The following is a 25,683-nucleotide window of genomic DNA, read 5'->3' as shown; positions in this document are numbered from 1 at the left end:
ACGCCCGTGGGGATGCGTCGCTGCTGGCAGCATGACTTGGCGTGACGGTCAGGCAGCAGGTGGAGGTGTTCCCGCACGGGAGCGCCGTGCACCGTCCCCAAGCTACCCCGAAAGGGGAGCGACGGCGGCGTGCGCTGATCAGTGCCGCCGCTGAGCTGTTGCGGGAGAATGGTATTGATGCGGTACGCCACCGTGCGGTGGCGCAGCGTGCGGGCCTGCCGCTGGCCTCCACCACGTATTACTTCTCCTCGCTTGAAGACCTCATCGCGCGGGCCGTCGAGCATGCAGGGGCACACGAGCTGGAACAGATCCAGGAACGGCTGTCGTTGGTTCAGTACCGGCGTCGCGGCGCCGCCGCCACTGCCGAGGCGGTGGTGGACCTGTTGTTCGGCACGCCGGGCTTCGGCGGTGGGGAACAGCTGGTGTCGCGGTATGAGCGTGAGCTGGCCTGCAGCCGCCATCCCGAATTGCGCGAGGTACAGCAGCGGTTGCGCGACCAACGGGACGAAGCGGTGGCGCAAGTGGTTCGCCGCTCAGGCCGGTCCATCGATAACGAGCATGTTGCGGTGCTGATTTCGACGATCGATGGCGCGATTGTGGGTGCGCTCACCGAAGCCGCGAGCAGCCCGCAGGCGACGGCGACGGCGATGCTGGTGGACGTCATGGACGTACTCGCCCCACTGGAAGTGGAGCAGATGGCAGAGTCGATTTCCTACCCCCCATAGACTCTTGTCGTGCAAATCCCTAACGTTCTGGCATCCCGGTACGCGAGCGACGCAATGGTGCAGTTGTGGTCGCCACGGTCAAAGGTGGTGCTGGAGCGCCAGTTGTGGATCGCGGTACTGCGCGCCCAACGCGATCTCGGCATCGACGTTCCAGACGGTGTCATCGAGGACTATGAGCGAGTTGTCGAGGATGTCGACCTGGATTCGATCGCCGCTCGTGAGCGTGTCACCCGTCACGATGTAAAGGCACGCATCGAGGAGTTCAGCGCACTCGCCGGACACGAGCACATCCACAAGGGCATGACGAGCCGCGATCTCACCGAGAACGTCGAGCAGCTGCAGATCCGGCGGTCGCTGGAGTACGTGCACGCACATGGCGTCGCGGTGGTCGCGCGGCTCGCGCGTCACGCCGTCGAGTATCGCGATGTGGTGATGGCCGGGCGCAGTCACAATGTCGCCGCGCAGGCAACCACATTGGGTAAGCGGTTTGCGTCGGCGGCCGACGAGACGCTGCTCGCGCTGACCCGGCTGCGTGAGCTTCTCGACCGGTATCCGCTACGGGGGATCAAGGGCCCGATGGGCACAGGGCAGGACATGCTCGACCTGCTCGATGGCGATACCGACAAACTGGCGGAACTGGAAGAGCGGGTTGCGGGATTCCTCGGATTCTCCAACACCCTGACGAGCGTCGGCCAGGTGTATCCACGCTCGTTGGACCACGATGTGGTGTCCGCGTTAGTGCAGCTTGGCGCCGGACCGTCCTCGCTGGCGCACACCATCCGCCTGATGGCGGGGCATGAGCTGGTCACCGAGGGCTTCGCCCCCGGACAGGTGGGCAGCTCGGCGATGCCTCACAAAATGAACACCCGCAGCTGCGAACGCGTCAACGGCCTGCAGGTGGTGCTGCGCGGGTACGGCTCCATGGCCGCGGAACTGGCTGGGGCGCAATGGAATGAAGGCGACGTATTCTGTTCGGTGGTGCGCCGTGTCGCCCTGCCCGACGCGTTCTTCGCCATCGACGGGATGATCGAGACCTTCTTGACCGTGCTCGACGAGTTCGGTGCGTATCCGGCGGTGATCGACCGGGAGCTGCGTCGCTACCTGCCGTTCCTGGCGACCACCAAGGTGTTGATGGCCGCGGTGCGAACCGGGGTGGGTCGTGAGGAGGCCCACGAGGTCATCAAGGAGCACGCCGTCGCGACGGCGTTGGCCATGCGTGAAAAGGGCGCCGAGCCAGACCTTTTGGGTCTGCTGGCGGATGATCCGCGGCTGCCGCTTGATGCCTCGACACTCGAGGCGGCGCTGGCCGACCGGGCCTCGTTCACCGGGGCCGCCGCCGATCAGGTCGATCGGGTGGTGGCTGCTGTCTCGGCGCTTGTCGACGCTTACCCCGATGCCGCCGCGTACAGCCCGGGTGCCATCCTGTAGTTCATGGATGGGGTGGACCTGACCGACCTGGACAACTTCGCCGGCGGATTCCCCCATGCCCTGTTCGCGAGGCATCGGCGCGAGGCGCCGGTGTACTGGCATGAACCCACCGAGAACACCCCCGATAATGAGGGTTTCTGGTCGGTGGCAACGTACGCGGAAACCTTTGAGGTGCTGCGCGATCCGGTGACGTATTCGTCGGTGACCGGAGGTGATCGCCCGTACGGCGGTACCCTGCTGCAGGATCTGCCGATCGCCGGACAGGTGCTCAACATGATGGACGATCCGCAGCATCGTCAGATTCGCAAGCTGGTGAGCTCCGGTCTGACCCCGCGCATGATCCAGCGTGTTGAGGATGACTTGCGGGTGCGGTGTCGGGCACTTCTGGATGCGGTGGAACCGTCGGTACCGTGTGACTTCCTGGTCGATATCGCCGCTGAGCTGCCCATGCAGATGATCTGCATTCTGCTGGGGGTGCCGGAGTCGGATCGGCACTGGTTATTCGAAGCCGTAGAGCCCAGTTTCGATTTCGGCAAGTCACGCCGCTCGCAAGTTACCAGCTCCCTTGGCGACCCGAATTCTGGCATGTACCAGTATGGTTCGGAGTTGGTTGCCCGTAAGCGTGCCGAGCCGTCCGATGACATGTTGTCGGTGGTGGCCAATGCGACGGTCGACGACCCGGAGGCGCCCTCGCTGTCGGATGCGGAGTTGTACCTGTTCTTCTACCTGCTGTTCAGTGCGGGTGCCGAGACGACGCGCAATGCCATTGCCGGTGGACTGCTGGCCCTACTTGAGCATCCTGATCAATTCCGTTCGCTGCGTGCGGATCTGGGGCAGCTGCCGTCGGCAATCGAGGAGATGCTGCGCTGGACCTCGCCGTCACCGTCCAAGCGCAGGACCGCAACCGTCGATGTCACGTTGGGCGGACGGCGCATCTCTCCGGGACAGAAGGTGGTGGTCTGGGAGGGGTCGGCCAATCGGGATGCGCTGGTGTTCGACCGGCCGGACGTGTTTGATATCGCGCGCAAACCCAATCCGCACTTGGGTTTTGGGCAGGGTGTGCATTTTTGTCTGGGTGCGCATCTCGCGCGTCTGGAGCTGCGCGTGGTGTTCGAGGAGCTGCTGCCGCGTTTCGCGTCCGTGCAGCTGGCCGAGCCGGTGGAGTGGACGCGCAGTAACCGGCATACCGGTATCCGGCACCTGGTGGTCGCCGCTTCCTAACCCGCCGCCACGCTGCCTGGTGGCGGGTTCGTATCGCATGTTCACGCCATAAGCGGGCGTGTCGACGCTAGGTGGTGCGCCAGGTCTTCGGCGGACCGATACCGGCCGCCTTCAATTCGACGGCGGCCAGGCCGCGTATCGATGCGGTGTCCTGGGCGCGCCAGGCCGCCACCGGATCGGCAGTCACGACTGTCAGCTTGTTCAGCGGCCGGTTGGCCAGCGCCCGCAGGGCCAGCAGCTGTTCACCGGCGGGGGTAGCAGCGAGCTGCACCGCGATCAGCTTGCGGCGAAAGAATCTGATCCGCAGAAAGATCCACGGCCCTGCGAAGGCCAGGATGGGTGGTGCGGCGACGGCGATCGCCAGTACAACTGCCAGCCAGGTCGCGGTGGTGTCCAGGTTGTGGCCGGCACCGGCCAGATCCCCGGCCGCCTCACTGGCTGCGCGCAGCGGACCACCCACTTTGTCGCCCACCAACGGAATCTTGTGTGCGCTATCGCCCGCGGAGTTCAGGTTGTCCGAGATGCCGTCGGCGCCGTCCTTCACCTGACGGCCCACCTCGGCGATCGCCGAGACGGCGCCGTGCACAGCAAGCCCGACAAATACCCAGATTGTGGTCCAGATTGCCACCGCTACATCGCTGAACAGCTGGGTGAGCAACCGTCCCGGTCGGGTGGAGTAGGGCAGGAATCGCATGAATCGTAGAATGGCACGATGCGTCCTTTGCTGTCCGATTACCGGCATGTGGCCAGCGGAAAGGTCCGTGAGCTGTACCGAGTCGACGACGAACACCTGCTGTTCGTCGCCACTGACCGGATTTCCGCCTTCGATTTCATCTTGGATACGCCGATACCGGACAAGGGGCGCATCCTCACCGCGATGAGCGTGTTCTTCTTCGGGCTGTTGGGGACGCCGAACCACCTGGCCGGGCCGCCTGACGATCCGCGTATCCCGGAAGAGGTGCTGGGCCGGGCTCTGCTGGTGCGCCGGCTCGACATGCTTCCGGTGGAATGTGTGGCCCGCGGATACCTCACCGGATCCGGGCTGCTGGACTACCAGCGCACCGGCGCGGTGTGTGGTCACGCGTTGCCGCAGGGGCTTGGTGAGGCCAGCCGTTTGGATCCGCCGTTGTTCACACCGGCGACGAAGGCCGATATCGGAGAGCACGATATGAATGTCGACTTCGCCACGGTGGTGGATCTGGTCGGCACGGTGCGCGCCAACCAACTGCGCGACGAGACCATCAATGTCTACACGCGGGCCGCGGCTCACGCCCTTCAGAAAGGAATCATCCTGGCCGACACCAAGTTCGAGTTCGGAGTCGATGGCGCGGGCACGCTAGTGCTGGCCGACGAGGTGTTCACCCCGGATTCGTCCCGCTACTGGAATGCCGCCAACTATCGGGCCGGGGTGGTGCAGGACAGCTTTGACAAGCAGTTCGTGCGCAACTGGCTCACCGGGCCTGAATCGGGATGGGATCGCGCGACGGACACCCCGCCGCCGCCTCTGCCGGACGCGGTAGCCGTGGCCACGCGGGAACGTTACATCGAGGCATACGAACGTATTTCGGGCCTTCGGTTCGCTGATTGGATCGGTCCGTCGGCGTGAGCGGGCCCGTACGCCCGCCCACCGCGAACCGCATCGACACCCAGCGTGAGTACCACGGGGATACCTTCGTTGACTCATACGAATGGATGCGTGAGAAGGAAAGTCCGGCTGTCATCGAACACCTGGAAGCCGAGAACGCTTACGTCGATGACCAGCTCGGGCACTTGGAAGGGCTGCGTAGCACCATCTTCGGCGAGATCAAGTCGCGCACCAAGGAGACCGATCTTTCGATTCCCACCCGGATGGGGCAGTGGTGGTACTACGCCCGCAGCTTCGAGGGGAAGCAATATGGCGTTCATTGTCGTTGTCCGATAGGCGAATCCTCGGGGAGGGAAAGCTGGACGCCGCCGACACTGGATCATGACGTTCCGGGGGAACAGATCCTGCTCGACGGGAACGCGGAAGCGGAGGGGCACGATTTCTTCTCCCTCGGCGCCGCCACCGTCAGCCCCGACGGGAACACGTTGGCGTACTCGGTCGACGTCGTCGGTCACGAGATGTACACGCTGCGGTTCAAGGACCTGCGTACCGGTGAGATGTACCCGGACGAAATCGCCGATATCGGAGCGGGAGCGACGTGGGCGATGGACAGCCGGACGTTGTACTACCCCGTGATCGACGAGGCGTTCCGCCCCTACGCCATTCGCCGGTACACGCTGGGTAGCGGCGAGGAACCAGTCGAGGTGTTCTCCGAGCCGGACGAGCGTTTCTGGATCGGGGTCGGCCGCACCCGCAGCGACCGCTTTGTCGCCATCAGCGTGCACTCCTCGGTGACCTCGGAGATCCTGATCGGCGACGCCGACGATCCCGCCGCGACCTTCACGCCAGTCTGGCTGCGTCGCAACGGTATCGAATACACCGTCGATCACATAGTGGTGGGTGATGAGGATCGACTCCTTATCCTCCACAACGACGGCGCCGTGAACTTCGCGCTCGCCGATCTGCCGGTCGCCGCGGTTGCCGATGGGCCCGCCGACCCCGCACTCGCACGCACCCTGATCGCTCATCGTGATGATGTGCGCCTGGATGGCGTGGAGGCGTTCGCGGAGCGGTTCGTGATCGGATATCGGCGAGAAGCCTTGCCGCGCATCCAAGTATGGCCGATCAGTGGCGATGGATACGGCGCACCGCAGGAGGTCGTGTTCGATTCGGAACTGATGCTGTCCGGGCTGGGCGACAACCCCGAATGGAATTCGCCGCTGCTGCGCGTGGGTTGTACCTCCTTCATTACACCGACTCGGGTCTACGACCTCGACGTTCGCACCGGGAAACGCACGCTCCTCAAGGAGCAACCGGTGCTCGGCGGCTATTGCCGCGAGGACTACGTGGAGCGGCGGGAGTGGGCGGTCGCCGAGGACGGCACCCGGATACCGCTGTCGGTGGTCCACCGCAGAGATACTCGTGAGCCGGCACCGACTCTTCTGTACGGGTACGGCGCGTACGAGATGTGTGAGGACCCGCAGTTCAGCATCGGCCGACTCTCGCTGCTGGACAGGGGCCTGGTGTTCGTCATCGCCCATGTGCGCGGGGGCGGTGAGATGGGCCGTCTCTGGTACGAGGACGGCAAGATGCTGTACAAGAAGCACAGCTTCACCGACTTCGTCGCGGCGGCAAGGCATCTCATCAAGGCCGGGGTTGCGTTACCGGACCGGCTCGCCGCTTGGGGAGGCAGTGCGGGCGGCCTGCTGGTAGGTGCCGCGGTGAATCTGGCGCCCGAGCTGTTCGCCGGAGTGCTGGCACAGGTGCCCTTCGTCGACCCCGTCACCACCATCTGCGACCCGACGCTGCCGCTCACCGTCACCGAGTGGGATGAGTGGGGAAATCCGTTGGAAGACAAGGATGTCTACGACTACATCAAGTCCTACTCGCCGTACGAGAACATTCGTGCCACCGAGTACCCGACCATTCTTGCGATGACCTCACTGCACGACTCGCGGGTGCTGTACGTCGAACCTGCCAAATGGGTGGCCGAGCTGCGGCATACCACTACCGGCGATCGCCCCATCCTGATGCGCACCGAGATGACGGCAGGCCACGGCGGTATCAGTGGGCGTTACGAGCGCTGGAAGGAAAGTGCATTCCAGCTCGCTTGGATCCTTGATGTCCTCGGCGCAGAAGGGGAGAAGTCGGATGTCTGATGAGGTCGTCGTTGTCACCGGCATCGGCGGAATGGGCAAGGTCATCGCCCGTCGCCAGGGCATCGGTAAGACGCTCCTGATCGCCGACTATAACGAGGAGGCGCTGCAGACGGTCGTCGATGAGCTAAAGGCCGACGGGCACAACGTCATCGGTCAGCGGGTCGACGTTTCCTCGCGCGATTCGGTCGCTGGGCTCGCTGAGTCCGCCGCAGCGCTCGGGCGGGTCACCCAGGTGGCGCACACCGCCGGCCTCTCGCCCGCGCAGGCACCGACGCAGGCTATTTTGGCCGTCGATCTGGTGGGTGTGGCGTTGGTGTTGGAGGAGTTCGGCAAGGTCGTCGCCTCCGGCGGTGCGGGCGTGGTGATCGCCAGCATGGCCGGACACATGCCCCTGGAGCTCACCGCCGAGCAGGAACAAGAGCTCGCCACCACCCCCGCCGAGGATCTACTTGTGCTGCCCTACGTGCAGAGCATCGAGTACCCCGCGGTCGCGTATCAGTTCTCCAAGCGCGCCAACCATATTCGCGTTAGGGCTGTTGCCCGGCGGTGGGGCGCGCGGGGAGCTCGCATCAACTCGATCAGTCCCGGGGTGGTGTCCACCAAGATGGGGCATCAGGAACTCGCCTCGGAGACCGGTGCCATCACGAAGGCCATGATCGACGGCTCGGCCTCCGGACGGATCGGCACATCCGACGATATCGCTGCCGCGTCCGCATTCCTGCTTGGCCCCGAGTCGTCCTATGTCACCGGCACCGATCTGTTGGTGGACGGGGGAGTTGTCGCCGCCGCACGGTCAGGCCAGCTGTTCAGCTGATGACCGAATCCATATCCTCGAGGCTCATGCCCTTGGTCTCCTTCACCCAGCGCGCCACGAACACCAAGGACAACACCGCGCAGATCGCGTAGAACCCGTAGGCGATTCCCAGTGCGTCACGCAGCGCGGGGAAGGTCACGGTGACAAGCCAGTTCGCGGCCCAGTTCCCCGCAGTGGCCACTCCCATGGCCGCCGCGCGGATCCGGTTGGGGAAGATCTCACCGAGCAGCACCCAGACCACCGGACCCCAGGACATTCCGAATGCGACGACAAACAGGTTCGCGGCGATCAGGGCAACGGGTCCGGCTATGGGTCCCAGGTGTGGCTTGCCGTCCGTGACGGCGGCCGAACTGAAGACGATCGCCATGGTGCCCAGGGTCGCAGCCATACCTGCCGAACCGATGAGCAACAACGGTTTCCGGCCCACCCGGTCGATCAACGCGATCGCGATCAGCGTGGTCGCGATATTCGTGATCGAGGTGATGACGGTGATGGTGAAGGACGAGCTCTCGCCGAACCCGACGGCCTGCCACAGCACATTCGAGTAATAGAAGATCACGTTGATGCCGACGAACTGCTGGAACACAGCCAGCGCCACACCAATCCACACGATGCCGTACAAACCGCCGGCGGGCTTGCGCAGATCGCGCCATGAGGGCGCGGTGCTCTGATCGAGCGTCTCCTGGATTCGGGTGATCGTGATGTCCAGGTTCTTCTCTCCGAGCAGCCTCGTCAACACCGTGCGGGCCTCGGGTATCCGGTGCGTGGCAACGAGATAACGAGGTGACTCCGGGATGGTGTACGCCAGCGCGCCGTAGACCAGCGCTGGTACCGCCATCATGAGAAACATCCAGCGCCATGCGGGCAGTCCCAGCCACAGCTCGCTACGGGAACCACCCGCCAGGTGTGCCAGCAGCCAATCGATGGTGAGGGACAAGAAGATTCCGGTGACAATTGCCAATTGCTGTAGAGAACCCAACCGGCCGCGGATGTTCGACGGGGAGGTTTCCGCGATGTAGGCCGGTGCGATAAGCGAAGCGACGCCCACCCCCACTCCGCCGATCACGCGAAAGGTGACCAGTAACTCGATATTCGGCGATAGTCCGGCTCCGATCGCGCTCAGCAGAAACAGGGCGGCGGCGATCTTCATGACCGCGACCCGCCCGATCCTGTCGGCGACGCGTCCGGCCGTCATGGCACCGAGAGCGGCCCCGAGGAGCGCGGAGGCGACCGCGAATCCCAGCTTCGCGTCCCGGATCGCGAACTCGTCCTGGATCGCCTGTACAGCACCGTTGATGACCGCACTGTCGTACCCGAAGAGCAGTCCGCCCAGCGCCGCCACCGACGCGATCCGCAGGGCACTGCGGCCAGAGGAGAATTCGCTCTCCTCGCTCATATGACCTCCCGCAACGTTGCGTAATGTGCAAACAGTCAACCATCGCAATACCGGTAACGTGATGAGCATGACCGATCTCGCCTCTATCCCGTTGACCGCACTCGATGGCTCAGAGCTGTCACTCGCAGATTTCGGCGATAACGCCATTCTGGTTGTCAATGTTGCGTCGAAATGCGGTCTCACGCCGCAGTACGCGGCTTTGGAGAAGCTAGCCGGCGACTACTCCGAACGTGGCCTCACGGTGCTCGGAGTGCCCTGTAATCAGTTCATGGGTCAGGAGCCGGGGACGGCAGAGGAGATCCAGACGTTCTGCTCCACTACCTATGGGGTGACGTTTCCGCTGCTGGAAAAGACCGATGTCAACGGGGAGAGTCGGCATCCGCTGTACGCCGAGCTCACCAAGACCGTGGATGCCGAGGGCACTGCGGGGGATGTGCAGTGGAACTTCGAGAAGTTCTTGATTGCGCGGGATGGTGCTGGATCTTTCCGGCCGGTCAACCGATTCCGGCCGACGACGGTGCCGGATGCCGCCGAGGTGATCGCGGCTATTGAGAAGGAGCTGGGGTAGCGGTCGGGCGGCGACGGATTCGGGCGCAGTTCGTAGTGCCCGGCTACGAGCGACAATCTTGGTCTGAGGGCTCTCTGGATTGCGCATTGTCGCTCCGAGGCGGGCACTTTGGGCTGATGCTTGAGCGTTCTTTTCGATGCGGGGTGTCTGACACCTTGCGTACATCTGAAGTTGCCACACTGGCGGCATGGCAGGACAGCTGCTGGTATCGGTATCGGGAATATGCGACCGCACTCTCGACGAGATCGCTGTATTCACTGAGGAAATGGACAAGCGGTCGATTCCGCTGTCGTTCCTCGTGTCTCCCCGTTTGAAGGGCAAGTACCGCCTGGTGGAGGACCAGCCGACGGTCGACTGGTTGGCTGCGCGCCGGTCGCGGGGTGACGCCATCGTGCTGCACGGGTACGACCAGGCCGCGACCAAGAAGCGTCGCGACGAGTTCGCCGCGTTGCCCGCGCATGAGGCCAACCTGCGTCTGATGGCCGCCGACCGCGTGATGGAGCAGACCGGGTTGCGTACACGACTCTTTGCGGCACCCGGTTGGACCGCGTCATCGGGAGCCGTTGAGATGTTGCCGCGCAATGGTTTCCGTATGAACATCGGGCTCTCGGAGATCACCGATCTGGTGAGCGGCACGTCGGTGCGGGCGCGAGTTCTGGGTATCGGCGAGGGATTCCTGTCCGAGCCGTGGTGGTGTCGAATGCTGGTCCTGTCGGCCGCACGGACCGCCCGTCGTGACGGCGTGGTGCGGGTGGCGATCTCGGCCAAGCACCTTCGTAAGCCCGGTCCGCGGCAGGCCATGATCGATGCCATTGATCTGTCGCTGCTGCACGGTTCGGCGCCGGGCATCTATGAGTGGTTGCCCAAACAGGTATTACACAGCGTGGCCTAGTCGGTACAGTTTGCTCCATGCGTCACGCACGGGGGATTGCCGTACTGATGTCGATCCGGGCGTCGGGCGCAATCGCGCTGGTAGTCCTTCTGGCCGGATGCACGGCGCCCTCGACGGTGGCCCAACAGCCATCCGCCACTACGTCGACGGCGGCTGCGCTTTCGCCGACCCCGCCGCAAGGGACTTCGACCACCGAGGTCTTCCCGAACTTTCCCGATCTCACCGGCTTCCGCGAGCGTGGGATGACGGGCTACGAATACGGGGATCTTAAGGCATTCGCCGACGGTGGCTACTACCGCTTCTCCACACCGGACGGCCTGCGTTGTCAGATGAAGGGATGGAACAGCGGCCGTGGCGGCCCACCTGGGATTGTCGAGTGCTGGGGATCGATGCCCGGTACACCTGATTGGGCGCGCGCGGTTGCGGCGTCCAACGGTGCGCCCGGCAAGTTCTTCGACCCCAAGAAAGGCCCCGAACCGTCGGGAACGTTCCGGCCGCTGCCACCGAAGTCAACGCTCAGGGTCAATTTATTCGAGGGTGACTACATGTTCTGTGCGGTCGGCGACGTCGGGATGACGGCGTGCCGGATGGGCTACCTCGATGCTTGGGGACATGGCTTTGTGCTTTCACCGCAAGGAAGTTGGACCTTTTAATCGCAGTATGACCCCGCTACGGTGAACCGGTGACTGATACCGACGCCATCGTTGTAGGCGCAGGCTTGGCCGGTTTGGTGGCGACCTGTGAATTGGTGGACCGCGGCAAAAACGTCATCATCGTCGATCAGGAGAATGCCGCCAACCTCGGCGGGCAGGCCTATTGGTCGTTCGGTGGTCTGTTCTTCGTCAACAGCCCCGAACAGCGCCGCTTGGGGATCAAGGATTCCCACGAGCTGGCCCTGCAGGACTGGCTCGGCACCGCTGGATTTGACCGTCCGGAGGACCACTGGCCGCGCCAGTGGGCGCACGCGTACGTCGACTTCGCGGCGGGAGAGAAGCGAAGTTGGTTGCGTGCCAGGGGTTTACAGACATTTCCCCTGGTGGCCTGGGCAGAGCGCGGTGGCAAGGATGCGTTGGGGCCGGGTAACTCGGTGCCGAGATTCCATATCACCTGGGGCACCGGTCCCGGTCTGGTGGAGATCTTCGCCAGACGCGTGCTCGCCGCGGTCGACCGTGGCCAGGTGCGCATCGCCTACCGGCATCAGGTCGATGAGCTAATCGTCGAAAACAGCACCGCCGCCGGCGTCCGCGGCACTTTGCTGGAGCCGTCAACCGTCGCGCGTGGTATTGCCTCCTCGCGAACAGCAGTGGGAGAGTTCGAATTCCGCGCGCAAGCCGTCATCGTGACCAGTGGCGGCATCGGTGGCAACCACGACCTGGTACGCGCAAACTGGCCCGAGCGCTTGGGACGTGTTCCGTCCCAGCTGTTGACCGGCGTACCGGCCCATGTCGACGGCCGCATGCTCGGGATTTCGGTCGCTGCAGGCGCTCACCTGATCAACCGCGACCGGATGTGGCATTACACCGAAGGCATCACCAACTACGACCCGATCTGGCCGGGGCATGGAATCCGTATCCTGCCCGGGCCCTCATCGCTCTGGTTGGACGCCAACGGATCTCGCATACCTGCGCCGCTGTTTCCCGGATTTGACACCCTTGGCACGCTGGAACACATCTGCCGCAATGGGCACGACTACTCGTGGTTCATCCTGAATGCGCGGATCATCGCCAAGGAGTTCGCGCTGTCGGGGCAGGAGCAGAATCCCGACCTCACGGGCAAGGATGTGCGTGGGGTGCTGCGGCGCGGTAAGGCGGGACCGGCGGCGCCGGTGCAGGCGTTCATCGACAGGGGCGTCGATTTCGTCTCCGCCACGAACTTGCCGGACCTCGTCGCCAAGATGAACGCACTCCCGGACGTCACCCCTGTGGACTACGCGATGATCGCCCAGCAGGTGACGGCCCGCGATCGGGAGGTGGCCAACCCGTACGGCAAGGATCCGCAGATCGCCGCCATTCGTGCCGCACGCGCGTATCTCGCCGACAGGTTCACCAGGGTGGTGGCCCCGCATCGGCTCACCGATCCCAAGGCGGGTCCGCTCATCGCCGTGAAGCTGCACATTCTTACGCGAAAGACCTTGGGCGGCTTGGAAACCGATCTCGACTCGCGCGTTCTGCGCGCCGATGGCAGCTGCTTTGAGGGGCTGTACGCGGCTGGCGAGGTCGCCGGGTTCGGTGGCGGCGGCGTGCACGGGTATCGCGCATTGGAGGGCACCTTCCTGGGTGGTTGCATCTTCAGTGGACGGGCCGCGGGCCGCGGTGCGGCCGAGGACATCGGCTAGCCCCTAGCCCCTGGCCCGTCGACACGCCGCGTTGCGCAGGGTTCGTATCGCACATGTTCGCCACGAGACGGCGTGTCGGCGCCAAGAAGGCCTGGAAGGCCTAGCAGTCCTAGAAGGTGACCGCGTCCTCGTGGGGTAGCACCTGGAAGTCGGCGTCGGACATCTCGCGAAATCGCGTGTAGAAGAACGGGTATGCGGCCTCTTGCAGGATGCCCTGGTGAATGGGCACCGCCCGGGCCGGGTTCACCGCGCGCAGGTACTCGATCGCCTCAGACACCTTCATCCACGGCGCTGCCGCCGGCAGCGCCAGCACGTCGACATCCTCGCCGGGGGCGAAGAGCGCATCGCCGGGATGCATGAGCCGTGCCGGATGGTCACCGTCGCCGATCAGATACGAGGTGTTATCGATGAGCGGGATCTCCGGATGGATGACCGCATGCTGGCCTCCCACCCCGCGCACACTCAGTTCCGCGACGGTGAACCGGTCGCCGGCGTGCACCGCCTGCCATGGCTCGCCCAGCTGCGCCGCGGTCATCGGATCGGCGTAGAGCGCCGCCCCGGGGTTGGCGTCGACCAGCGCGGGTAGCCGCTCCAGATCCACGTGGTCGGGATGCTGATGGGTGATCAGAATGGCCGACAGACCGGTGATGCCCTCGAATCCGTGCGAGAAGTTGCCGGGATCGAATAGCAGAGTGGTGCCGCCAAAATCAGCCAGCAGGCACGAATGCCCGAAGTGGGTCAGCCGCATGAAGGGGAGTCTAGGCGGGATGTGGCCCGTCCCACACGGTAAAGTCAGCCCGTGGCCCGAGTCGTCGTAAACGTCATGCCGAAACCCGAGATCCTGGACCCGCAGGGACAAGCGATCGTGGGTGCACTCGCCCGCCTTGGCTATGCCGGTGTGGCGGACGTCCGTCAGGGCAAGCGCTTTGAAATCCAAGTCGACGGCGATCTGTCCGATGACGCGCTGGAGTCGATCGCCGAGGCGCTGCTCGCGAACACGGTCATCGAGGATTGGGAAGTAGTTCGCGAGTCATGAGCGCACGTATCGGGGTCATCACCTTCCCGGGAACCCTCGACGATGTCGACGCCGCCCGCGCGGTGCGACTCTCCGGCGCCGAGGCCATTTCGCTATGGCATGCCGACGTCGATCTGAAGTCCGTCGACGCGGTGATTGTGCCCGGCGGCTTCTCCTACGGCGACTACCTGCGCGCCGGGGCCATCGCAAGTCTTGCCCCCGTGATGCGCTCGGTGGTCGAAGCCGCCGCGAAGGGTCTGCCAATCCTGGGTATTTGCAATGGTTTCCAAGTGCTGTGCGAGGCGGGGCTGCTGCCGGGGGCGCTGACCCGCAATGCCGGTCTGCACTTCGTGTGCCGCGATGTGTGGCTGGGTGTCGACGCCAACCACACCGCCTGGTCCTCCCGCTACGAGCAGGGTGCCGACATCCTGGTGCCGCTCAAGTCCGGCGAGGGCCGTTACGTCGCCTCGGAGGAGGTGCTCGACGAGCTGGAGGGTGAGGGACGGGTGGTCTTCCGCTACCGCGAGAATCCCAACGGCTCGATGCGCGATATCGCCGGGATCGCGTCGGCCAACGGTCGCGTGGTCGGGTTGATGCCGCATCCGGAGCACGCCACCGAGGCACTCACCGGCCCCAGCGATGATGGGCTCGGCATTTTCTACTCGGCGCTCGACGCCGTGCTTACCGCTTGAGCTGCGCCTCCAGTAGGCATTTGCTGCCGATTCGGCATGTCGGCCGCATGCTCTAGCCTTATTTGGCGGTGGGGTATCACCGCCCCCGGCCATGTTGGTTGGCTCTTCGATAGTGGAAAGCAAAGCCGAATTCAGCTGGTTTGAGCATCAAGGCCTCAGCTGTTATGCAGTTTGCCGATCTCCCAGCTATGCTCCCACCAACTTAGGTAGGAGCATGTTCATGGGGTGGTCAGTCAGGCGTAAAAGGCGAGGTATGGCGGCGGCCATGTCGATTGTGATTGCGGTTATCGGGTTCGCGAGCCCGGCGAGGGCGGACGGCAGTTTGGCGGACAAGCCGAGCTCACAATTGATGTTGCTGCTTCCTGACGACGCCATTCCCGCAGACTGGAAGGTGGAGAAGGACGATCTCGCCGGCGCAACCAGTAGTGGTGACCAGTTGTGTCACCAGGCTGGTGACGCGAATGGTGCCAAGGTTAACTTTCTGGTTCGTTTGCAAGCGTTGTCGCGTTGTACGGAATCGGTCGATGTTCTTTACGGCAAAGAGAACCCCGGGGTCGACATGATCGCCTGGGCCAAGTCCATCGTGCCCGCGCAGGGGTTCAACACCCTGGAGACGGGCACCGCGTCGGTGCAGGTTTCGTCCGCGCCCGGCCCGAACACCGGGCCGTATCCGTCGGTCACGGCGCTGATGCGGCCGGCCGACATGGACCAGGAGATTCCAGGGCAGCTGGTGACGTGGGTCCGGGTTCGTGGGCTGCTCGTTGTAGTGCGATCGTTCGCGTGGGATGCGGGTGAGGGGCGGGCGAGGCTTGACCAGGTGGTGCACTCGGCGATCGGGAAACTCCAGGCCGTTTGATCTTCTCGTTGCCCACCTTTGAGCGACAAGCAAGATAACGAATTGCTTTGTCGCTCAAAGGTGGGCACACATGAGTGTGTTTAGAGCCCGAGCTCGCCTAGGGCAGTAGCGCGACCGACGCCTCGGCGGTGTAGCTCAGGAATGTCAGGGTCTCCTGCAGGTAGAGCTGCACGCTGTCTGCGTCATGGGACAGGTAGCCGATGGTGACATCGGTGCCCAGCTGCAGATCGAAGTCGCCGCCGCGGCAGCTCAGCACGAGTGCGCCGTCGATCGCCGGCGCCCAGAGGATCTCCCCGGTGACTAACCGGCGAAGGTGCTCGCGGATCGGGTACCCGCGATCGGAGGCCTCGCTGACCTTCGTGTACTCCTCAGCCGACAACAGCACCGAGTACGGGCCGTCAACACCCGCCAGCCGCAGTTCCGAGAGTGCCTGCGCGACGACGTCGGGATACTGGCGGACATCGTCGGGCAGCTTGAGCTCGGGATTGGAGCTGGATTCGCGGATACCGACGATCGAGGCGGCGGGATAGCCCTCGAAGATCGCCCGGTCCTCGGCGAACGCCAGCTTTTTGGCAGCCTCCTTGACCGGGTCCCAGTCGGAGTCCTGAGAGCCGCGCTCCACATCGTCGATGGCGGACCGACTGATGGTGAAGGGGACTCGCAGCCGCACAAGCGGTTTGCTTTCCCGCAGGTGCGCTTGCACGCCGTCGGCGGGTGCCGCCACGTCGAGTAGGTGTCCGGTGCTCACGGCCGCGCTAGAGGGACCGCCCGGCTCGCTGACGTCAACCACCCGGCGTCCGGCGATATGGCGTTTAAAGGTACGGCTGGCCTCGGTTTCGATCTCCGCCCACGCCTCGTCCGTGATGGGTGCGAGTTCGCGATACAGGTTGTTCATGCCGACGTTCCTTTCAGGCTGCCGATGGATAGGGACCCTTGGTATTCAGTGGATTTCGCGGCTACCTGAGTGGGCAGCGGCGGGGGAGCATCGAGGAAGTCGGCGGACGGCGCGAAGAACAGCCCACCGGTGACCGCGGTCGAGAAGTCCAGGATGCGGTCGGTGTTCCCCGGCGGATCCCCGACAAACATGTTGCGCAGCATGCGTTCCGTGACATCCGGGGTTCGCGAGTAGGCGATGTAGTACGTCCCGAACTCGGACTTACCGAGCTCTCCGAAGGGCATGTTGCGCCGCAGGATCTGCAGTTCGTTGCCCTCCTCGTCTTCGATGACGTTCAGTGCCACATGAGAATTCGACGGTTTCACGGCGTCGTCGAATTCGATGTCATCGAGTTTGGTGCGCCCGATCACCTTCTCCTGCTCGTCCACGGTCAGGGCGCTCCAGGCGGCCATATCGTGCAGATACTTCTGCACGTGCACGTAGCTGCCTGCGGAGAAATCCGGGTCCTCGGCACCGACAAGGGCGGCCGAGGCGGCTTCGTCGCCGTCGGGATTCTCGGTGCCGTCTACGAAACCGAGCAGGTCCCGGTTGTCGAAGTACTGAAACCCGTGCACCTCGTCCACCACGGTGATCGCACCCGCCAATGCCGCGGTGATGCGCCCCGCCAGTTCGAAACAGCGGTCCAAGGTCGTGGCTCGAAGGTGAAACAGCAGGTCACCGGGTGTGGACGGGGCGGTATGTCGCCCACCTCGCACTTCCGGAAACGGCCACAGCTGCGCGGGTCGTGGCCCGGAGAAGAGTCGATCCCAGGCATCCGATCCGATCGCGGTGACCAGCGACAACCCACGTGCCGGGTCACGGAACCCGATGGCCTTCGCCAGGCCGGACAGATCGGGTAGAGCGTCGTGAACTGCCTGTTCCGCGCCATCATCGACTGTCACCACAAGGAAGATTGCCGATGAGGACAGCGGTTCCAGGACCGGTTGCGGCGCGGGATCGGGCACTCTCCGACCCTAGACCGGATGCGGTCAGCCATCATGGGAAGGGTGACCGCGACCGCCGCAGGACTGTGCCAATTCATCGACGCCTCGCCGTCGCCGTTCCACGCCGTGGAGACGGTGGCGCAGCGTCTCCGCCAGGAGGGCTTCACCGAGCTCTTCGAGGCGAACCGTTGGCCGGGGCATTCGGGCGACTACTTCACGGTGCGATCGGGTTCGATCGTGGCTTGGCGTGGCGGTGACTCCGATGCCTTCCGGGTGATCGGTGCCCACACCGACAGCCCGAATCTTCGGGTGAAGGCCAGTGCTGACCGCGTGCAAGCGGGTTGGCCCATGGTCGCCTTGGAACCCTATGGCGGCGCCTGGGTGCAGACCTGGCTGGACCGCGATCTAGGGCTGTCCGGGCGGGTGCTGGTGCGTGACGGAGATACGTTGCGGTCCACATTGATTCGTATCCAGCAGCCGATCCTGCGGGTGCCCAACCTGGCGATCCATATGGTCAGTGCGGAGGAGCGCAAGAAATGGGTGATCGACCCCCAGTGGCATATGAACTCGGTGTGGAGCGGTAAGCACAGCTTCGACGAGTTCATCGCCGAGCAGCTGGGGGTCGCCGCGGCCGATGTGCTTGGACGCGACCTGATGGCACACGACCTCACTCCGGCCGCGCTGATCGGCCCGGACCAGAGCCTGATCAGCGCCCCGCGTTTGGACAACCAGGCCAGCTGCTATGCCGGTGTGGAGGCCTTCCTGGCCGCGGAATCGACGTCGTCGGCGGTATTGGCGCTTTTCGACCATGAGGAGATCGGTTCGGTGTCCGGACATGGCGCGCACTCCGATCTCCTGTCGACGGTGCTAGAACGAATCGTGCTGTCCAGCAACGGCACCCGGGAGGATTTCCTACGGTGTGCGGCCGCGTCGTTGATGGTCTCGGCCGATATGGCTCATGCCACCCATCCCAACTATCCGGACCGTCATGAACCGGGCCACCACATTGCCGTCAACGCCGGACCGGTGATCAAGATTCATCCGAATGTCCGGTACGCCACCGACGGGCGGGGGGCGGCGGCCTTCGCCATGGCATGCGAGCGGGCCGAGGTTCCATTCCAGCGGTACGAACATCGAGCCGATATGCAGTGCGGTTCCACCATCGGTCCGTTCGCGGCATCACACACCGGCATGGTCACGGTCGACGTGGGCGCGGCCACGTTGGCCATGCACTCGGTGCGTGAGCTGATGGGCGCGCATGACGTGCCGATGTACGCCGATGCGCTGCAAGCGTTTCTGGAGTTGCCGGCTACATCGTGAAGCGCAGATTAGCAACGATCTTCCAGCCCAGATCGGGGTCGCCGTCGAGCGTGAATCCGTTGCGGTTCGCGCTGGCCCGCCCGCCGAGGTGGCGGGCGAACTCACAGGTGTCCGCCGTGAGCGTCACATGCGGGGGCTCCGAGAACTGAGCCACGATACGCGCGCGGTCCGGAATCTCGATGTTGACATTCTGTGCGCCGATTCCGTTGAGCACGAAGCGGATCCGGCTGCCCTGGGGTGCACCCGCCCGTTTCCCGACGAGGAACGGCAGCGCGTTGATCAGCTCGGTGAGCGCGGGCGCTGCCGGCACCGGGTCGGCCGGAGCGGCCAGCCCGAGACTGTCGCGGACATCCAATTCGTGCATCCAACAATCGAAGTCGCGGATCTGCATGAATCGGCCATAACTCTCCTGGCCCACGGGCGTCACAGTCTCGGCGTTGAACTGCTCCTGGGACAGGCCCTCAAGGAGGGCCAGGCGTGCACTGGTCACGGTACGCAGGTCGTTCAGCACCGCCGCCGGCGGCAGCTTGCGGTAGTAGGTGAGCCACCGTTCGTTGAGGACACCGACGGGATTGTGCACGTGCGGAAGACCGGCCACGGCCTCCTCGGTGCTGGGGATCGGGTCGCCCGAGAGCAGGCGTTCGGTGCTCACCACATGCGCGATGACGTCCTTGACGGCCCATCCTGGAAGCACTGACGGTGCGGCCCACTGTTCGTCTGTCAGTGAGGCGCCCAGCTCGTCCAGCGCGGTCCACTCGGCGGCCAGCGCGGCGACGACGGGTTCCTTGGCGACGATCGTGACGGTCATGGCCCGAGCCTACGAGAGCCGGCGTGGGCAGGTCTCGAATTGGGTGCTGTCGACCGCCGCGCGATGAATTTCTCGGATTCTGTCGGTCTGTCTCCCTACAGTTGTTCCATCGGGGATTTCGAGAAAGGAATCTCATGTCCGTCACATCGACGTTCAGTGAAAAAACCGCGCCGGAGAAGATCGGTATCGCGCTGAGCGGCATCATCCTGCTGTTCCTGCTCTTTGATGCCCTGCCCAAGATCTTCGGCGTGGAATGGGCGCAAAAGGCCACCGAGCAGCTGGGCTTCCCTGCGTACCAAACGGCGCTCATCGGTTGGGTGCTGCTGGCATGCACCATCGCCTGGGCCATTCCGCGCACATCGGTGCTCGGCGCCGTGGGGTTGACGGCCTATCTGGGCGGTGCGGTCACGATCGACATGCATGAGGAGCTGTGGTTCCCCGTCGTGTTCGCGATCGGTTTCGGACTGCTGATCTGGGCGGCGATGATCCTGCGCCGGCGCGAACTACTGAAGGTGCTGATCGGCTAGCGCGGGCAGGTCTTGAACTGCCGGCGGAGCTCGGTCCGGGTTCGACGTTAGAATCTGCTGGTGACTTCACGGGTTGACACGGTCGATAACGCAACAGCCACCCCCGATCACCCGCAGCCCTTCGCTGAACTAGGGCTCAAGGACGACGAGTACGCGCGCATCCGGGAGATCCTCGGCCGCCGCCCCACCGATGCCGAGTTGGCCATGTACTCGGTGATGTGGAGCGAGCACTGCTCGTACAAGTCCTCCAAGGTGCACCTGCGCTACTTCGGGGAGACCACCACCGAGGAGATGCGCTCGGCGATGCTCGCCGGTATCGGGGAGAACGCCGGGGTGGTGGACATCGGTGACGGTTGGGCGGTCACCTTCAAGGTCGAATCGCATAATCACCCGTCGTACGTCGAGCCCTATCAGGGCGCCGCAACGGGTGTTGGCGGCATCGTCCGCGACATCATGGCCATGGGTGCCCGGCCGATCGCCGTCATGGACCAACTGCGTTTCGGAGCCGCCGACGCCCCCGATACCCGCCGTGTCTTCGATGGCGTGGTGCGCGGTATCGGCGGTTATGGAAACTCGCTGGGGCTGCCGAATATCGGTGGCGAGACGGTATTCGACGCCTCGTATGCCGGTAACCCGTTGGTGAATGCGCTCTGTGCCGGGGTGCTGCGCAAGGAAGACCTGCATCTGGCCTTCGCCTCCGGTACCGGTAACAAAATCATCCTGTTCGGCGCGCGCACCGGGCTCGACGGTATCGGCGGCGTGTCGGTGCTGGCCTCGGAGACCTTCGGCGGCGACGAGACCGAAGGCGCCTCGCGTAAGAAGCTGCCCAGCGTGCAGGTTGGCGACCCGTTCACCGAGAAAGTGCTCATCGAGTGCTGCCTGGAGCTTTATGCGGCGCATCTGGTGGTCGGCATCCAGGACCTCGGTGGCGCCGGATTATCCTGCGCCACATCGGAACTTGCCTCGGCCGGCGACGGCGGCATGCACATCGATCTGGAGAAGGTGCCGCTGCGTGCCACCGGGATGACCCCCGCGGAGGTGCTGTCCAGCGAGTCGCAGGAACGCATGTGCGCCGTGGTGACGCCCGATAACGTCGACGCGTTCATGGCGGTGTGCCGCAAGTGGGACGTGCTCGCCACTGTCATCGGTGAGGTCACCGATGGCGACCGGCTGCGGATCACCTGGCACGGCGACACCGTCGTCGATGTGCCGCCGCGCACCGTCGCTCACGAGGGCCCCGTGTATCAGCGTCCGGTGGCCCGGCCCGACACCCAGGATGCGTTGATCGCGGACACCACAGCCGGTTTGGCGCGTCCGTCCACCGGTGACGAGCTGCGGCAGACGCTGCTGGACATGATCGGCAGCCCGCATCTGTGTAGCCGCGCCTTCATCACCGAGCAGTACGACCGGTACGTCCGCGGTAACACCGTGCTGGCCGAACACGCCGACTCGGGCGTCATTCGGATCGACGAGCAGACCGGCCGCGGAATCGCCTTGGCCACCGACGCTTCCGGCCGCTACACCGTGCTCGATCCGTACACGGGCGCCCAGCTGGCACTTGCCGAGGCCTACCGCAATGTGGCGGCCTCCGGGGCCACCCCGGTCGCGGTGACCAACTGCCTGAACTTCGGCTCCCCGGAGGACCCCGGTGTCATGTGGCAGTTCTCCGAAGCCGTCCGCGGCCTCGCGGACGGCTGTGTGACGCTAGGTATCCCGGTGACCGGAGGCAATGTCAGCTTCTATAACCAGACCGGTACCACTCCGATCCTGCCCACACCCGTCGTAGGGATCCTCGGTGTGCTGGATGACGTAAATCGGCGCATCCCAACGGGATTTGGAACCGAACTCGGTGAGACGCTGATCCTGCTAGGCGATACTGCCGACGAGTTCGACGGCTCCATCTGGGCGCAGGTGGCACACGATCACCTGGGCGGCACACCGCCGAAGGTCGACCTCGCTCGGGAGCAGCTGCTGGCCCAGGTGCTCACCGCGGCATCCCGCGATGGGCTGATCTCCGCCGCTCACGACCTGTCCGAAGGCGGCCTGATCCAGGCCGCTCTGGAGTCCGCACTGGCCGGTGAAACCGGTTGCCGCATCCTGCTTCCCGAGGGTGCCGATCCGTTTGCCTTCCTCTTCTCCGAGTCGGCCGGGCGGGTGCTGGTGGCCATTCCGCGCACCGAGGAGAGCCGGTTCCTGTCGATGTGCGAGGCTCGGCAGCTCCCCGCCGTGCGGATCGGTGTCGTCGATCAGGGTTCGGATTCCATTGAGGTGCAAGGTCAGTTCTCCATCACGCTCGCCGAGTTACGAGAGGTTCACGAAGGCGTGCTGCCCAGGCTGTTCGGATGAGCGAGACTCCTGGAGTACCGGTCACCACGAGCACCGTCGATCCCGATGACTGGATCGGTCGCAGCTGGCTGGCATTCCAGGAGCTTGAAGAGCACGTGAACCGGCACCCCTTGGTGGCCTGGGCGTGGAATCTGCTGCGGCTGGATTTCTGTGGAATTGCCTTTGGTGCCTTGTTCTTCTGCCTTTCGCTCACCCCGTCGCTGATGCCGCGCACCTGGCTTTTCCAGGGGCTGATCGGCGGTTGCACCGCCGCCATCGGCTATGGCATCGGTGTGGTTCTCTCCAAGCTGGTGCTGCGCTTCTGGCTACGCAACCAGCGGTGGTGGCCCCTGCGTGATCGGGTGATGGTGACCGCCAAGCTCGGGGTGGTGGTGGTGTCGGGCGCATGCTCCCTGGCGATGATCGTGCCCGCGGCACGCTGGCAACGTGAGATCGCCGCCCTCATGGAAACACAGGGTCCATCCACTCTCGAGTACTCCAAGGCCTTCGTGGTCTCGATTGCCTTTGGCGCACTGATTATTTCGATCTCCCGGGTACTGCGCGACCTGGTGCGACTACTGGCCCGTTTCCTGATCCGCCGTCTGTACCTCAGCCGCGAGGTATCGCTGTTGATCGGCACCGCCATTGTGGTGGTCTTGGCCATCCTGCTGTTCAACGGTGTGCTGGTGCGGGGCTTCTTCGCTGCCGCGAACGCCTCCTTCGGCCCGCATAACGACACCACCCGCGCCGGTGTCGAGCAGCCCATACAGCCGGAGCGCTCCGGAAGCCCCGCGTCGCTGTCCTCCTGGGAAAGCTTGGGATTTGAGGGGCGTAACTTCGTCTCCGGCGGTTTGCATGCCAACGAGCTGGCCAAGGTGAACGGCCGCCGAGCCAAGGAGCCCATACGGGTATACGCGGGATTGGAGACCGCGAGCACCGCCGAGGAGCGGGTCGACATTCTGGTGCGAGAGCTGGAGCGCACCAAGGCGTTCGAACGTAAGGTGCTCGTGATCGCCCCGACCACCGGCACCGGCTGGGTGACACCGAGCGCCGCCCGGGGCATTGAGCTCATGTACAACGGGGACACCGCGATGGTGGCGACCCAGTACTCCTTCCTGCCCAGCTGGATCTCGTTCCTGGCCGATAAGGAGAAGGCGCTCGCATCGGGCAAGCTGCTGATCGGCGCCGTCCAGAAGCGCTGGGCGCAACAGCCCGAAGGGCACCGCCCCACGCTGCTCGTCTACGGCGAGAGCCTGGGATCGTATGCGGGACAAGGAGCATTCGACTCTCTGGGCGATATCCGCGCCTCCGGGGTCGACGGGGTGCTGTGGACCGGCCCACCCAATTTCAGCAATCTGTGGAGCACGCTGGTCACGCGGCGGTGGCCGGGAACCGTTGAGGCGCGGCCGGTATTCGACAGCGGGAACACCGTGCGGTTCGCGATAGGCCCCGATATCGACGCCCTCGCCCAACAGGAATGGCGGACCCCGCGGGTGCTCTTCGTGCAGCATCCGTCCGATCCGGTGACCTGGTGGTCGCCCGATCTGCTGTTCACCGAGCCTGATTGGCTCAAGGAGGCGCCAGTGGGTGACCGACCCAGCGCCATGCGTTGGTACCCCATCGTCACCTTCTGGCAGGTGGCGGCAGACCTGGCCAACGCGGTCGGAGTGCCCGACGGGCACGGCCACAATTACGGCGTCTCCTCGGTCAACGGGTGGGCAGCGATCGCCGCGCCGTCGGGCTGGACCCCGCAGGACACCGAACGGATCCGAAAGGCACTCGACGACACCGCGTCGCTCGACGGCCCCGACACGTGACCTCACGCGCCGGAGTGCTGGTCCTGGCCGCCGCGCTGGCGGCCTGGCCGGCGGTGCTGGGACGGTTCCCGCAAGGTTGGCGGCCAATGCTCGGGGCGGGGGCCAGTACCGCGCTCGCCGCTGCGGCCGATACCCCGCTGGGCCTACGCCCACCCCAACTCGGCGCGGGTGTGCGGCTCGGCGGACTCGTCGCGTCCGTACTCGCCGTCATCATCGGTGTCTCACCGGCACTGAAACCGGTGCGCACTTCCATGCGGGAGCGGGACATCGCCCTTCATCCCGCGGCATGGCTGGGGTTGCACATTCCGGTGGGCACGGTGTGGTCGGAGGAGCTCGCGTTTCGTGGAGTGCTGCAGCCGCTGGCGTCCGAGGTGTTGGGGAATCGGCTGGGTGGAATTCTGCAGGCGGCGGCGTTCGGGCTGGCCCATATCCGGCCCGCGCGGGCCGCGGGAGACTCCATACCGGTGACGGTGGTGGTCACCGGGTTATCCGGCTGGTTGCTCGGTTGGCTACGTGAACGCTCCGGGAGCGTGGCGGCACCGGTATTGGCCCACTTGGCCCTGAACGAGGTCGGGGCGGTGGTGGCACTGATGGTGCAGCGGTCGGGCCGCGGACAAGATCAGACGGTCCGACCGTAGATGTAGTGCGGTATTTCCCCGAATCCCGGACTCCTGGGTACTCGCTGTAGATAATCGGCGGATGGCCTCGAACTGGAGAAGCAGTATTCGGCGTGCCGGTGCCGCGCTGGCAGGACTGACGGTCGCCGCCGGAGTCGCACTGGCCGGACCCGCCGGCGCCGACCCCGGGCAGGGAGCGTCGCTGCCCGTATTCGTCCCGCATCCCTCGGACTGGTCACCGGACAACTCGGTGTTTCCGTACAACATGTGGCAGAACCGGGCGAGCGATGAGCAGTTCACGGCGCTGCGGGATTCCTGTCAGTGGTTCAACGCGCAGTACGACACCCTGATGGGCTCGGTGTTCGGATTCCAGAATTACCTGCGTGATCACCGCGATGTCTGGGCGGCCTCGGGTTCGGACACCGTCGGCAACGTGGTCACCGCCAACCTGGATCAGTCGGCCGCATTCCTGGATCCCCGGGTGCATACCCTCTACATCACCAATTACCCCGATCAGAGCCAGTACTCGCCGCTATACAACGGCGACTCCTTCTATCACCTGTGGTTCCAGTTCACCCAGATCAGCGACAAGATGAAGCAGCAGCTGCCATCCGGCGTGATCAATGCCAATATCGCCACGGCCAACGTCTACGGGAACACCATCCGCAACTCCGGAGTCTGCGACGGGGCGTAGTTCTTTCGCCC

General features: G+C 64.6%; 25 protein-coding genes. 19 read left to right on the top strand and 6 right to left on the bottom strand.

Annotation, left to right across the window (positions count from 1 at the left end; translation table 11 throughout):
- Nucleotides 1-41 precede the first annotated feature (41 nt).
- Genes AB0H22_RS19995 through AB0H22_RS19985 form a run of 3 tightly spaced genes read left to right on the top strand, consistent with a single transcriptional unit; the run spans nucleotide 42 to nucleotide 3,374 of the window.
- A complete protein-coding gene (locus tag AB0H22_RS19995; protein ID WP_180750960.1) occupies nucleotides 42-725 on the top strand; it encodes a TetR family transcriptional regulator in 684 nt (227 codons plus the stop codon).
- Between the two features lie 9 nt (nucleotides 726-734).
- The gene (gene purB / locus AB0H22_RS19990; protein WP_358148385.1) at nucleotides 735-2,153 is read left to right on the top strand and encodes an adenylosuccinate lyase; all 1,419 of its coding nucleotides are present in this window, start codon (nucleotides 735-737) and stop codon (nucleotides 2,151-2,153) included.
- 3 nt (nucleotides 2,154-2,156) lie between these two features.
- Nucleotides 2,157-3,374 (top strand): cytochrome P450, encoded by a 1,218-nt coding sequence (locus AB0H22_RS19985; RefSeq protein ID WP_358148383.1) that lies wholly within the window; start codon nucleotides 2,157-2,159, stop codon nucleotides 3,372-3,374.
- Between the two features lie 67 nt (nucleotides 3,375-3,441).
- Here the strand turns inward: AB0H22_RS19985 and AB0H22_RS19980 are convergent, their stop codons facing one another.
- Nucleotides 3,442-4,068 (bottom strand): hypothetical protein, encoded by a 627-nt coding sequence (locus tag AB0H22_RS19980; RefSeq protein WP_358148381.1) that lies wholly within the window; start codon nucleotides 4,066-4,068, stop codon nucleotides 3,442-3,444.
- An 18-nt stretch (nucleotides 4,069-4,086) separates the two neighbouring features.
- On the opposite strand from AB0H22_RS19980, the gene AB0H22_RS19975 reads away from it, so the two are divergent.
- Genes AB0H22_RS19975 through AB0H22_RS19965 form a run of 3 tightly spaced genes read left to right on the top strand, consistent with a single transcriptional unit; the run spans nucleotide 4,087 to nucleotide 7,932 of the window.
- Nucleotides 4,087-4,980 carry a phosphoribosylaminoimidazolesuccinocarboxamide synthase gene (locus tag AB0H22_RS19975; protein WP_180750964.1) on the top strand — a complete coding sequence of 298 codons (894 nt, stop codon included), beginning with the start codon at nucleotides 4,087-4,089 and terminating at the stop codon, nucleotides 4,978-4,980.
- On the top strand, nucleotides 4,977-7,118 hold the full coding sequence (locus AB0H22_RS19970) for a S9 family peptidase (RefSeq protein WP_358148378.1): 2,142 nt from the start codon (nucleotides 4,977-4,979) through the stop codon (nucleotides 7,116-7,118). Before AB0H22_RS19975 ends, AB0H22_RS19970 begins: the two co-directional genes overlap by 4 nt.
- Nucleotides 7,111-7,932, top strand: a complete 822-nt coding sequence (locus AB0H22_RS19965; protein ID WP_358148376.1) for an SDR family oxidoreductase — start codon at nucleotides 7,111-7,113, stop codon at nucleotides 7,930-7,932. Before AB0H22_RS19970 ends, AB0H22_RS19965 begins: the two co-directional genes overlap by 8 nt.
- Here AB0H22_RS19965 and AB0H22_RS19960 read toward each other — a convergent pair.
- Nucleotides 7,925-9,328 carry a sugar porter family MFS transporter gene (locus AB0H22_RS19960; RefSeq protein ID WP_358148374.1) on the bottom strand — a complete coding sequence of 468 codons (1,404 nt, stop codon included), beginning with the start codon at nucleotides 9,326-9,328 and terminating at the stop codon, nucleotides 7,925-7,927. The genes AB0H22_RS19965 and AB0H22_RS19960 overlap by 8 nt on opposite strands.
- A 67-nt stretch (nucleotides 9,329-9,395) precedes the next feature.
- On the opposite strand from AB0H22_RS19960, the gene AB0H22_RS19955 reads away from it, so the two are divergent.
- The 4 genes from AB0H22_RS19955 to AB0H22_RS19940 all read left to right on the top strand — a co-directional run bounded on the left by AB0H22_RS19955 (nucleotide 9,396) and on the right by AB0H22_RS19940 (nucleotide 13,123).
- Nucleotides 9,396-9,896, top strand: a complete 501-nt coding sequence (locus AB0H22_RS19955) for a glutathione peroxidase (RefSeq protein ID WP_180750968.1) — start codon at nucleotides 9,396-9,398, stop codon at nucleotides 9,894-9,896.
- Between the two features lie 187 nt (nucleotides 9,897-10,083).
- A complete protein-coding gene (locus tag AB0H22_RS19950) occupies nucleotides 10,084-10,788 on the top strand; it encodes a DUF2334 domain-containing protein (protein ID WP_180750969.1) in 705 nt (234 codons plus the stop codon).
- A 17-nt stretch (nucleotides 10,789-10,805) separates the two neighbouring features.
- Nucleotides 10,806-11,441 (top strand): hypothetical protein, encoded by a 636-nt coding sequence (locus AB0H22_RS19945; protein WP_358148371.1) that lies wholly within the window; start codon nucleotides 10,806-10,808, stop codon nucleotides 11,439-11,441.
- Between the two features lie 29 nt (nucleotides 11,442-11,470).
- Nucleotides 11,471-13,123 (top strand): FAD-binding dehydrogenase, encoded by a 1,653-nt coding sequence (locus tag AB0H22_RS19940; protein WP_358148369.1) that lies wholly within the window; start codon nucleotides 11,471-11,473, stop codon nucleotides 13,121-13,123.
- Nucleotides 13,124-13,232: 109 nt separating this feature from the next.
- Here AB0H22_RS19940 and AB0H22_RS19935 read toward each other — a convergent pair whose 3' ends face one another.
- On the bottom strand, nucleotides 13,233-13,871 hold the full coding sequence (locus AB0H22_RS19935; protein ID WP_358148365.1) for an MBL fold metallo-hydrolase: 639 nt from the start codon (nucleotides 13,869-13,871) through the stop codon (nucleotides 13,233-13,235).
- A gap of 51 nt (nucleotides 13,872-13,922) precedes the next feature.
- On the opposite strand from AB0H22_RS19935, the gene purS reads away from it, so the two are divergent.
- The 3 genes from purS (at nucleotide 13,923) to AB0H22_RS19920 (ending at nucleotide 15,686) form a co-directional block, all read left to right on the top strand.
- Nucleotides 13,923-14,159 (top strand): phosphoribosylformylglycinamidine synthase subunit PurS, encoded by a 237-nt coding sequence (gene purS, locus AB0H22_RS19930; protein WP_180750973.1) that lies wholly within the window; start codon nucleotides 13,923-13,925, stop codon nucleotides 14,157-14,159.
- Nucleotides 14,156-14,830, top strand: a complete 675-nt coding sequence (gene purQ, locus AB0H22_RS19925; protein ID WP_180750974.1) for a phosphoribosylformylglycinamidine synthase subunit PurQ — start codon at nucleotides 14,156-14,158, stop codon at nucleotides 14,828-14,830. The genes purS and purQ overlap by 4 nt, the downstream gene beginning before the upstream one ends.
- A gap of 265 nt (nucleotides 14,831-15,095) precedes the next feature.
- Nucleotides 15,096-15,686 carry a hypothetical protein gene (locus AB0H22_RS19920; RefSeq protein ID WP_180750975.1) on the top strand — a complete coding sequence of 197 codons (591 nt, stop codon included), beginning with the start codon at nucleotides 15,096-15,098 and terminating at the stop codon, nucleotides 15,684-15,686.
- 97 nt (nucleotides 15,687-15,783) lie between these two features.
- On the opposite strand, the gene AB0H22_RS19915 is transcribed toward AB0H22_RS19920, so the two are convergent.
- Both AB0H22_RS19915 and AB0H22_RS19910 read right to left on the bottom strand, forming a co-directional pair.
- On the bottom strand, nucleotides 15,784-16,581 hold the full coding sequence (locus AB0H22_RS19915) for a family 1 encapsulin nanocompartment shell protein (protein WP_180750976.1): 798 nt from the start codon (nucleotides 16,579-16,581) through the stop codon (nucleotides 15,784-15,786).
- Nucleotides 16,578-17,585 (bottom strand): Dyp-type peroxidase, encoded by a 1,008-nt coding sequence (locus tag AB0H22_RS19910; protein WP_358148362.1) that lies wholly within the window; start codon nucleotides 17,583-17,585, stop codon nucleotides 16,578-16,580. The genes AB0H22_RS19915 and AB0H22_RS19910 overlap by 4 nt, the downstream gene beginning before the upstream one ends.
- A 42-nt stretch (nucleotides 17,586-17,627) precedes the next feature.
- On the opposite strand from AB0H22_RS19910, the gene AB0H22_RS19905 reads away from it, so the two are divergent.
- Nucleotides 17,628-18,884 carry a M18 family aminopeptidase gene (locus AB0H22_RS19905; RefSeq protein ID WP_358148448.1) on the top strand — a complete coding sequence of 419 codons (1,257 nt, stop codon included), beginning with the start codon at nucleotides 17,628-17,630 and terminating at the stop codon, nucleotides 18,882-18,884.
- Here the strand turns inward: AB0H22_RS19905 and AB0H22_RS19900 are convergent.
- The gene (locus AB0H22_RS19900) at nucleotides 18,874-19,692 is read right to left on the bottom strand and encodes a maleylpyruvate isomerase family mycothiol-dependent enzyme (protein WP_180750978.1); all 819 of its coding nucleotides are present in this window, start codon (nucleotides 19,690-19,692) and stop codon (nucleotides 18,874-18,876) included. The genes AB0H22_RS19905 and AB0H22_RS19900 overlap by 11 nt on opposite strands.
- 134 nt (nucleotides 19,693-19,826) lie before the next feature.
- Here AB0H22_RS19900 and AB0H22_RS19895 point away from each other — a divergent pair, with 134 nt between their 5' ends.
- The 5 genes from AB0H22_RS19895 (at nucleotide 19,827) to AB0H22_RS19875 (ending at nucleotide 25,672) form a co-directional block, all read left to right on the top strand.
- Nucleotides 19,827-20,219 (top strand): DoxX family protein, encoded by a 393-nt coding sequence (locus AB0H22_RS19895; protein ID WP_180750979.1) that lies wholly within the window; start codon nucleotides 19,827-19,829, stop codon nucleotides 20,217-20,219.
- 60 nt (nucleotides 20,220-20,279) lie between these two features.
- Nucleotides 20,280-22,565 (top strand): phosphoribosylformylglycinamidine synthase subunit PurL, encoded by a 2,286-nt coding sequence (gene purL, locus AB0H22_RS19890; RefSeq protein WP_180750980.1) that lies wholly within the window; start codon nucleotides 20,280-20,282, stop codon nucleotides 22,563-22,565.
- Nucleotides 22,562-24,361: an alpha/beta-hydrolase family protein gene (locus AB0H22_RS19885; protein WP_358148359.1), complete on the top strand. Its 1,800-nt coding sequence runs from the start codon at nucleotides 22,562-22,564 to the stop codon at nucleotides 24,359-24,361. Before purL ends, AB0H22_RS19885 begins: the two co-directional genes overlap by 4 nt.
- On the top strand, nucleotides 24,358-24,999 hold the full coding sequence (locus AB0H22_RS19880; protein WP_358148356.1) for a CPBP family intramembrane glutamic endopeptidase: 642 nt from the start codon (nucleotides 24,358-24,360) through the stop codon (nucleotides 24,997-24,999). Before AB0H22_RS19885 ends, AB0H22_RS19880 begins: the two co-directional genes overlap by 4 nt.
- Before the next feature lie 61 nt (nucleotides 25,000-25,060).
- Nucleotides 25,061-25,672, top strand: coding sequence for a hypothetical protein (locus AB0H22_RS19875; protein ID WP_180750982.1), 612 nt, complete (start codon nucleotides 25,061-25,063; stop codon nucleotides 25,670-25,672).
- The last annotated feature ends 11 nt before the right edge of the window (nucleotides 25,673-25,683 follow it).

It is taken from the genome of Mycobacterium sp. NPDC050853, assembly GCF_040653875.1.
Taxonomy (GTDB): Bacteria; Actinomycetota; Actinomycetes; order Mycobacteriales; family Mycobacteriaceae; genus Mycobacterium.
This window is presented reverse-complemented; position numbering and strand designations above follow the sequence as displayed.

Coding starts and splice junctions, on each gene's coding strand:
- AB0H22_RS19985 (WP_358148383.1), top strand. CDS start 2,157: ATGGATGGGGTGGACCTGACCGACCTGGACAACTTCGCCGGCGGATTC.
- AB0H22_RS19980 (WP_358148381.1), bottom strand. CDS start 4,068: ATGCGATTCCTGCCCTACTCCACCCGACCGGGACGGTTGCTCACCCAG.
- AB0H22_RS19975 (WP_180750964.1), top strand. CDS start 4,087: ATGCGTCCTTTGCTGTCCGATTACCGGCATGTGGCCAGCGGAAAGGTC.
- AB0H22_RS19965 (WP_358148376.1), top strand. CDS start 7,111: ATGTCTGATGAGGTCGTCGTTGTCACCGGCATCGGCGGAATGGGCAAG.
- AB0H22_RS19960 (WP_358148374.1), bottom strand. CDS start 9,328: ATGAGCGAGGAGAGCGAATTCTCCTCTGGCCGCAGTGCCCTGCGGATC.
- AB0H22_RS19955 (WP_180750968.1), top strand. CDS start 9,396: ATGACCGATCTCGCCTCTATCCCGTTGACCGCACTCGATGGCTCAGAG.
- AB0H22_RS19950 (WP_180750969.1), top strand. CDS start 10,084: ATGGCAGGACAGCTGCTGGTATCGGTATCGGGAATATGCGACCGCACT.
- AB0H22_RS19945 (WP_358148371.1), top strand. CDS start 10,806: ATGCGTCACGCACGGGGGATTGCCGTACTGATGTCGATCCGGGCGTCG.
- AB0H22_RS19935 (WP_358148365.1), bottom strand. CDS start 13,871: ATGCGGCTGACCCACTTCGGGCATTCGTGCCTGCTGGCTGATTTTGGC.
- purQ (WP_180750974.1), top strand. CDS start 14,156: ATGAGCGCACGTATCGGGGTCATCACCTTCCCGGGAACCCTCGACGAT.
- AB0H22_RS19920 (WP_180750975.1), top strand. CDS start 15,096: ATGTCGATTGTGATTGCGGTTATCGGGTTCGCGAGCCCGGCGAGGGCG.
- AB0H22_RS19915 (WP_180750976.1), bottom strand. CDS start 16,581: ATGAACAACCTGTATCGCGAACTCGCACCCATCACGGACGAGGCGTGG.
- AB0H22_RS19900 (WP_180750978.1), bottom strand. CDS start 19,692: ATGACCGTCACGATCGTCGCCAAGGAACCCGTCGTCGCCGCGCTGGCC.
- AB0H22_RS19895 (WP_180750979.1), top strand. CDS start 19,827: ATGTCCGTCACATCGACGTTCAGTGAAAAAACCGCGCCGGAGAAGATC.
- AB0H22_RS19885 (WP_358148359.1), top strand. CDS start 22,562: ATGAGCGAGACTCCTGGAGTACCGGTCACCACGAGCACCGTCGATCCC.
- AB0H22_RS19875 (WP_180750982.1), top strand. CDS start 25,061: ATGGCCTCGAACTGGAGAAGCAGTATTCGGCGTGCCGGTGCCGCGCTG.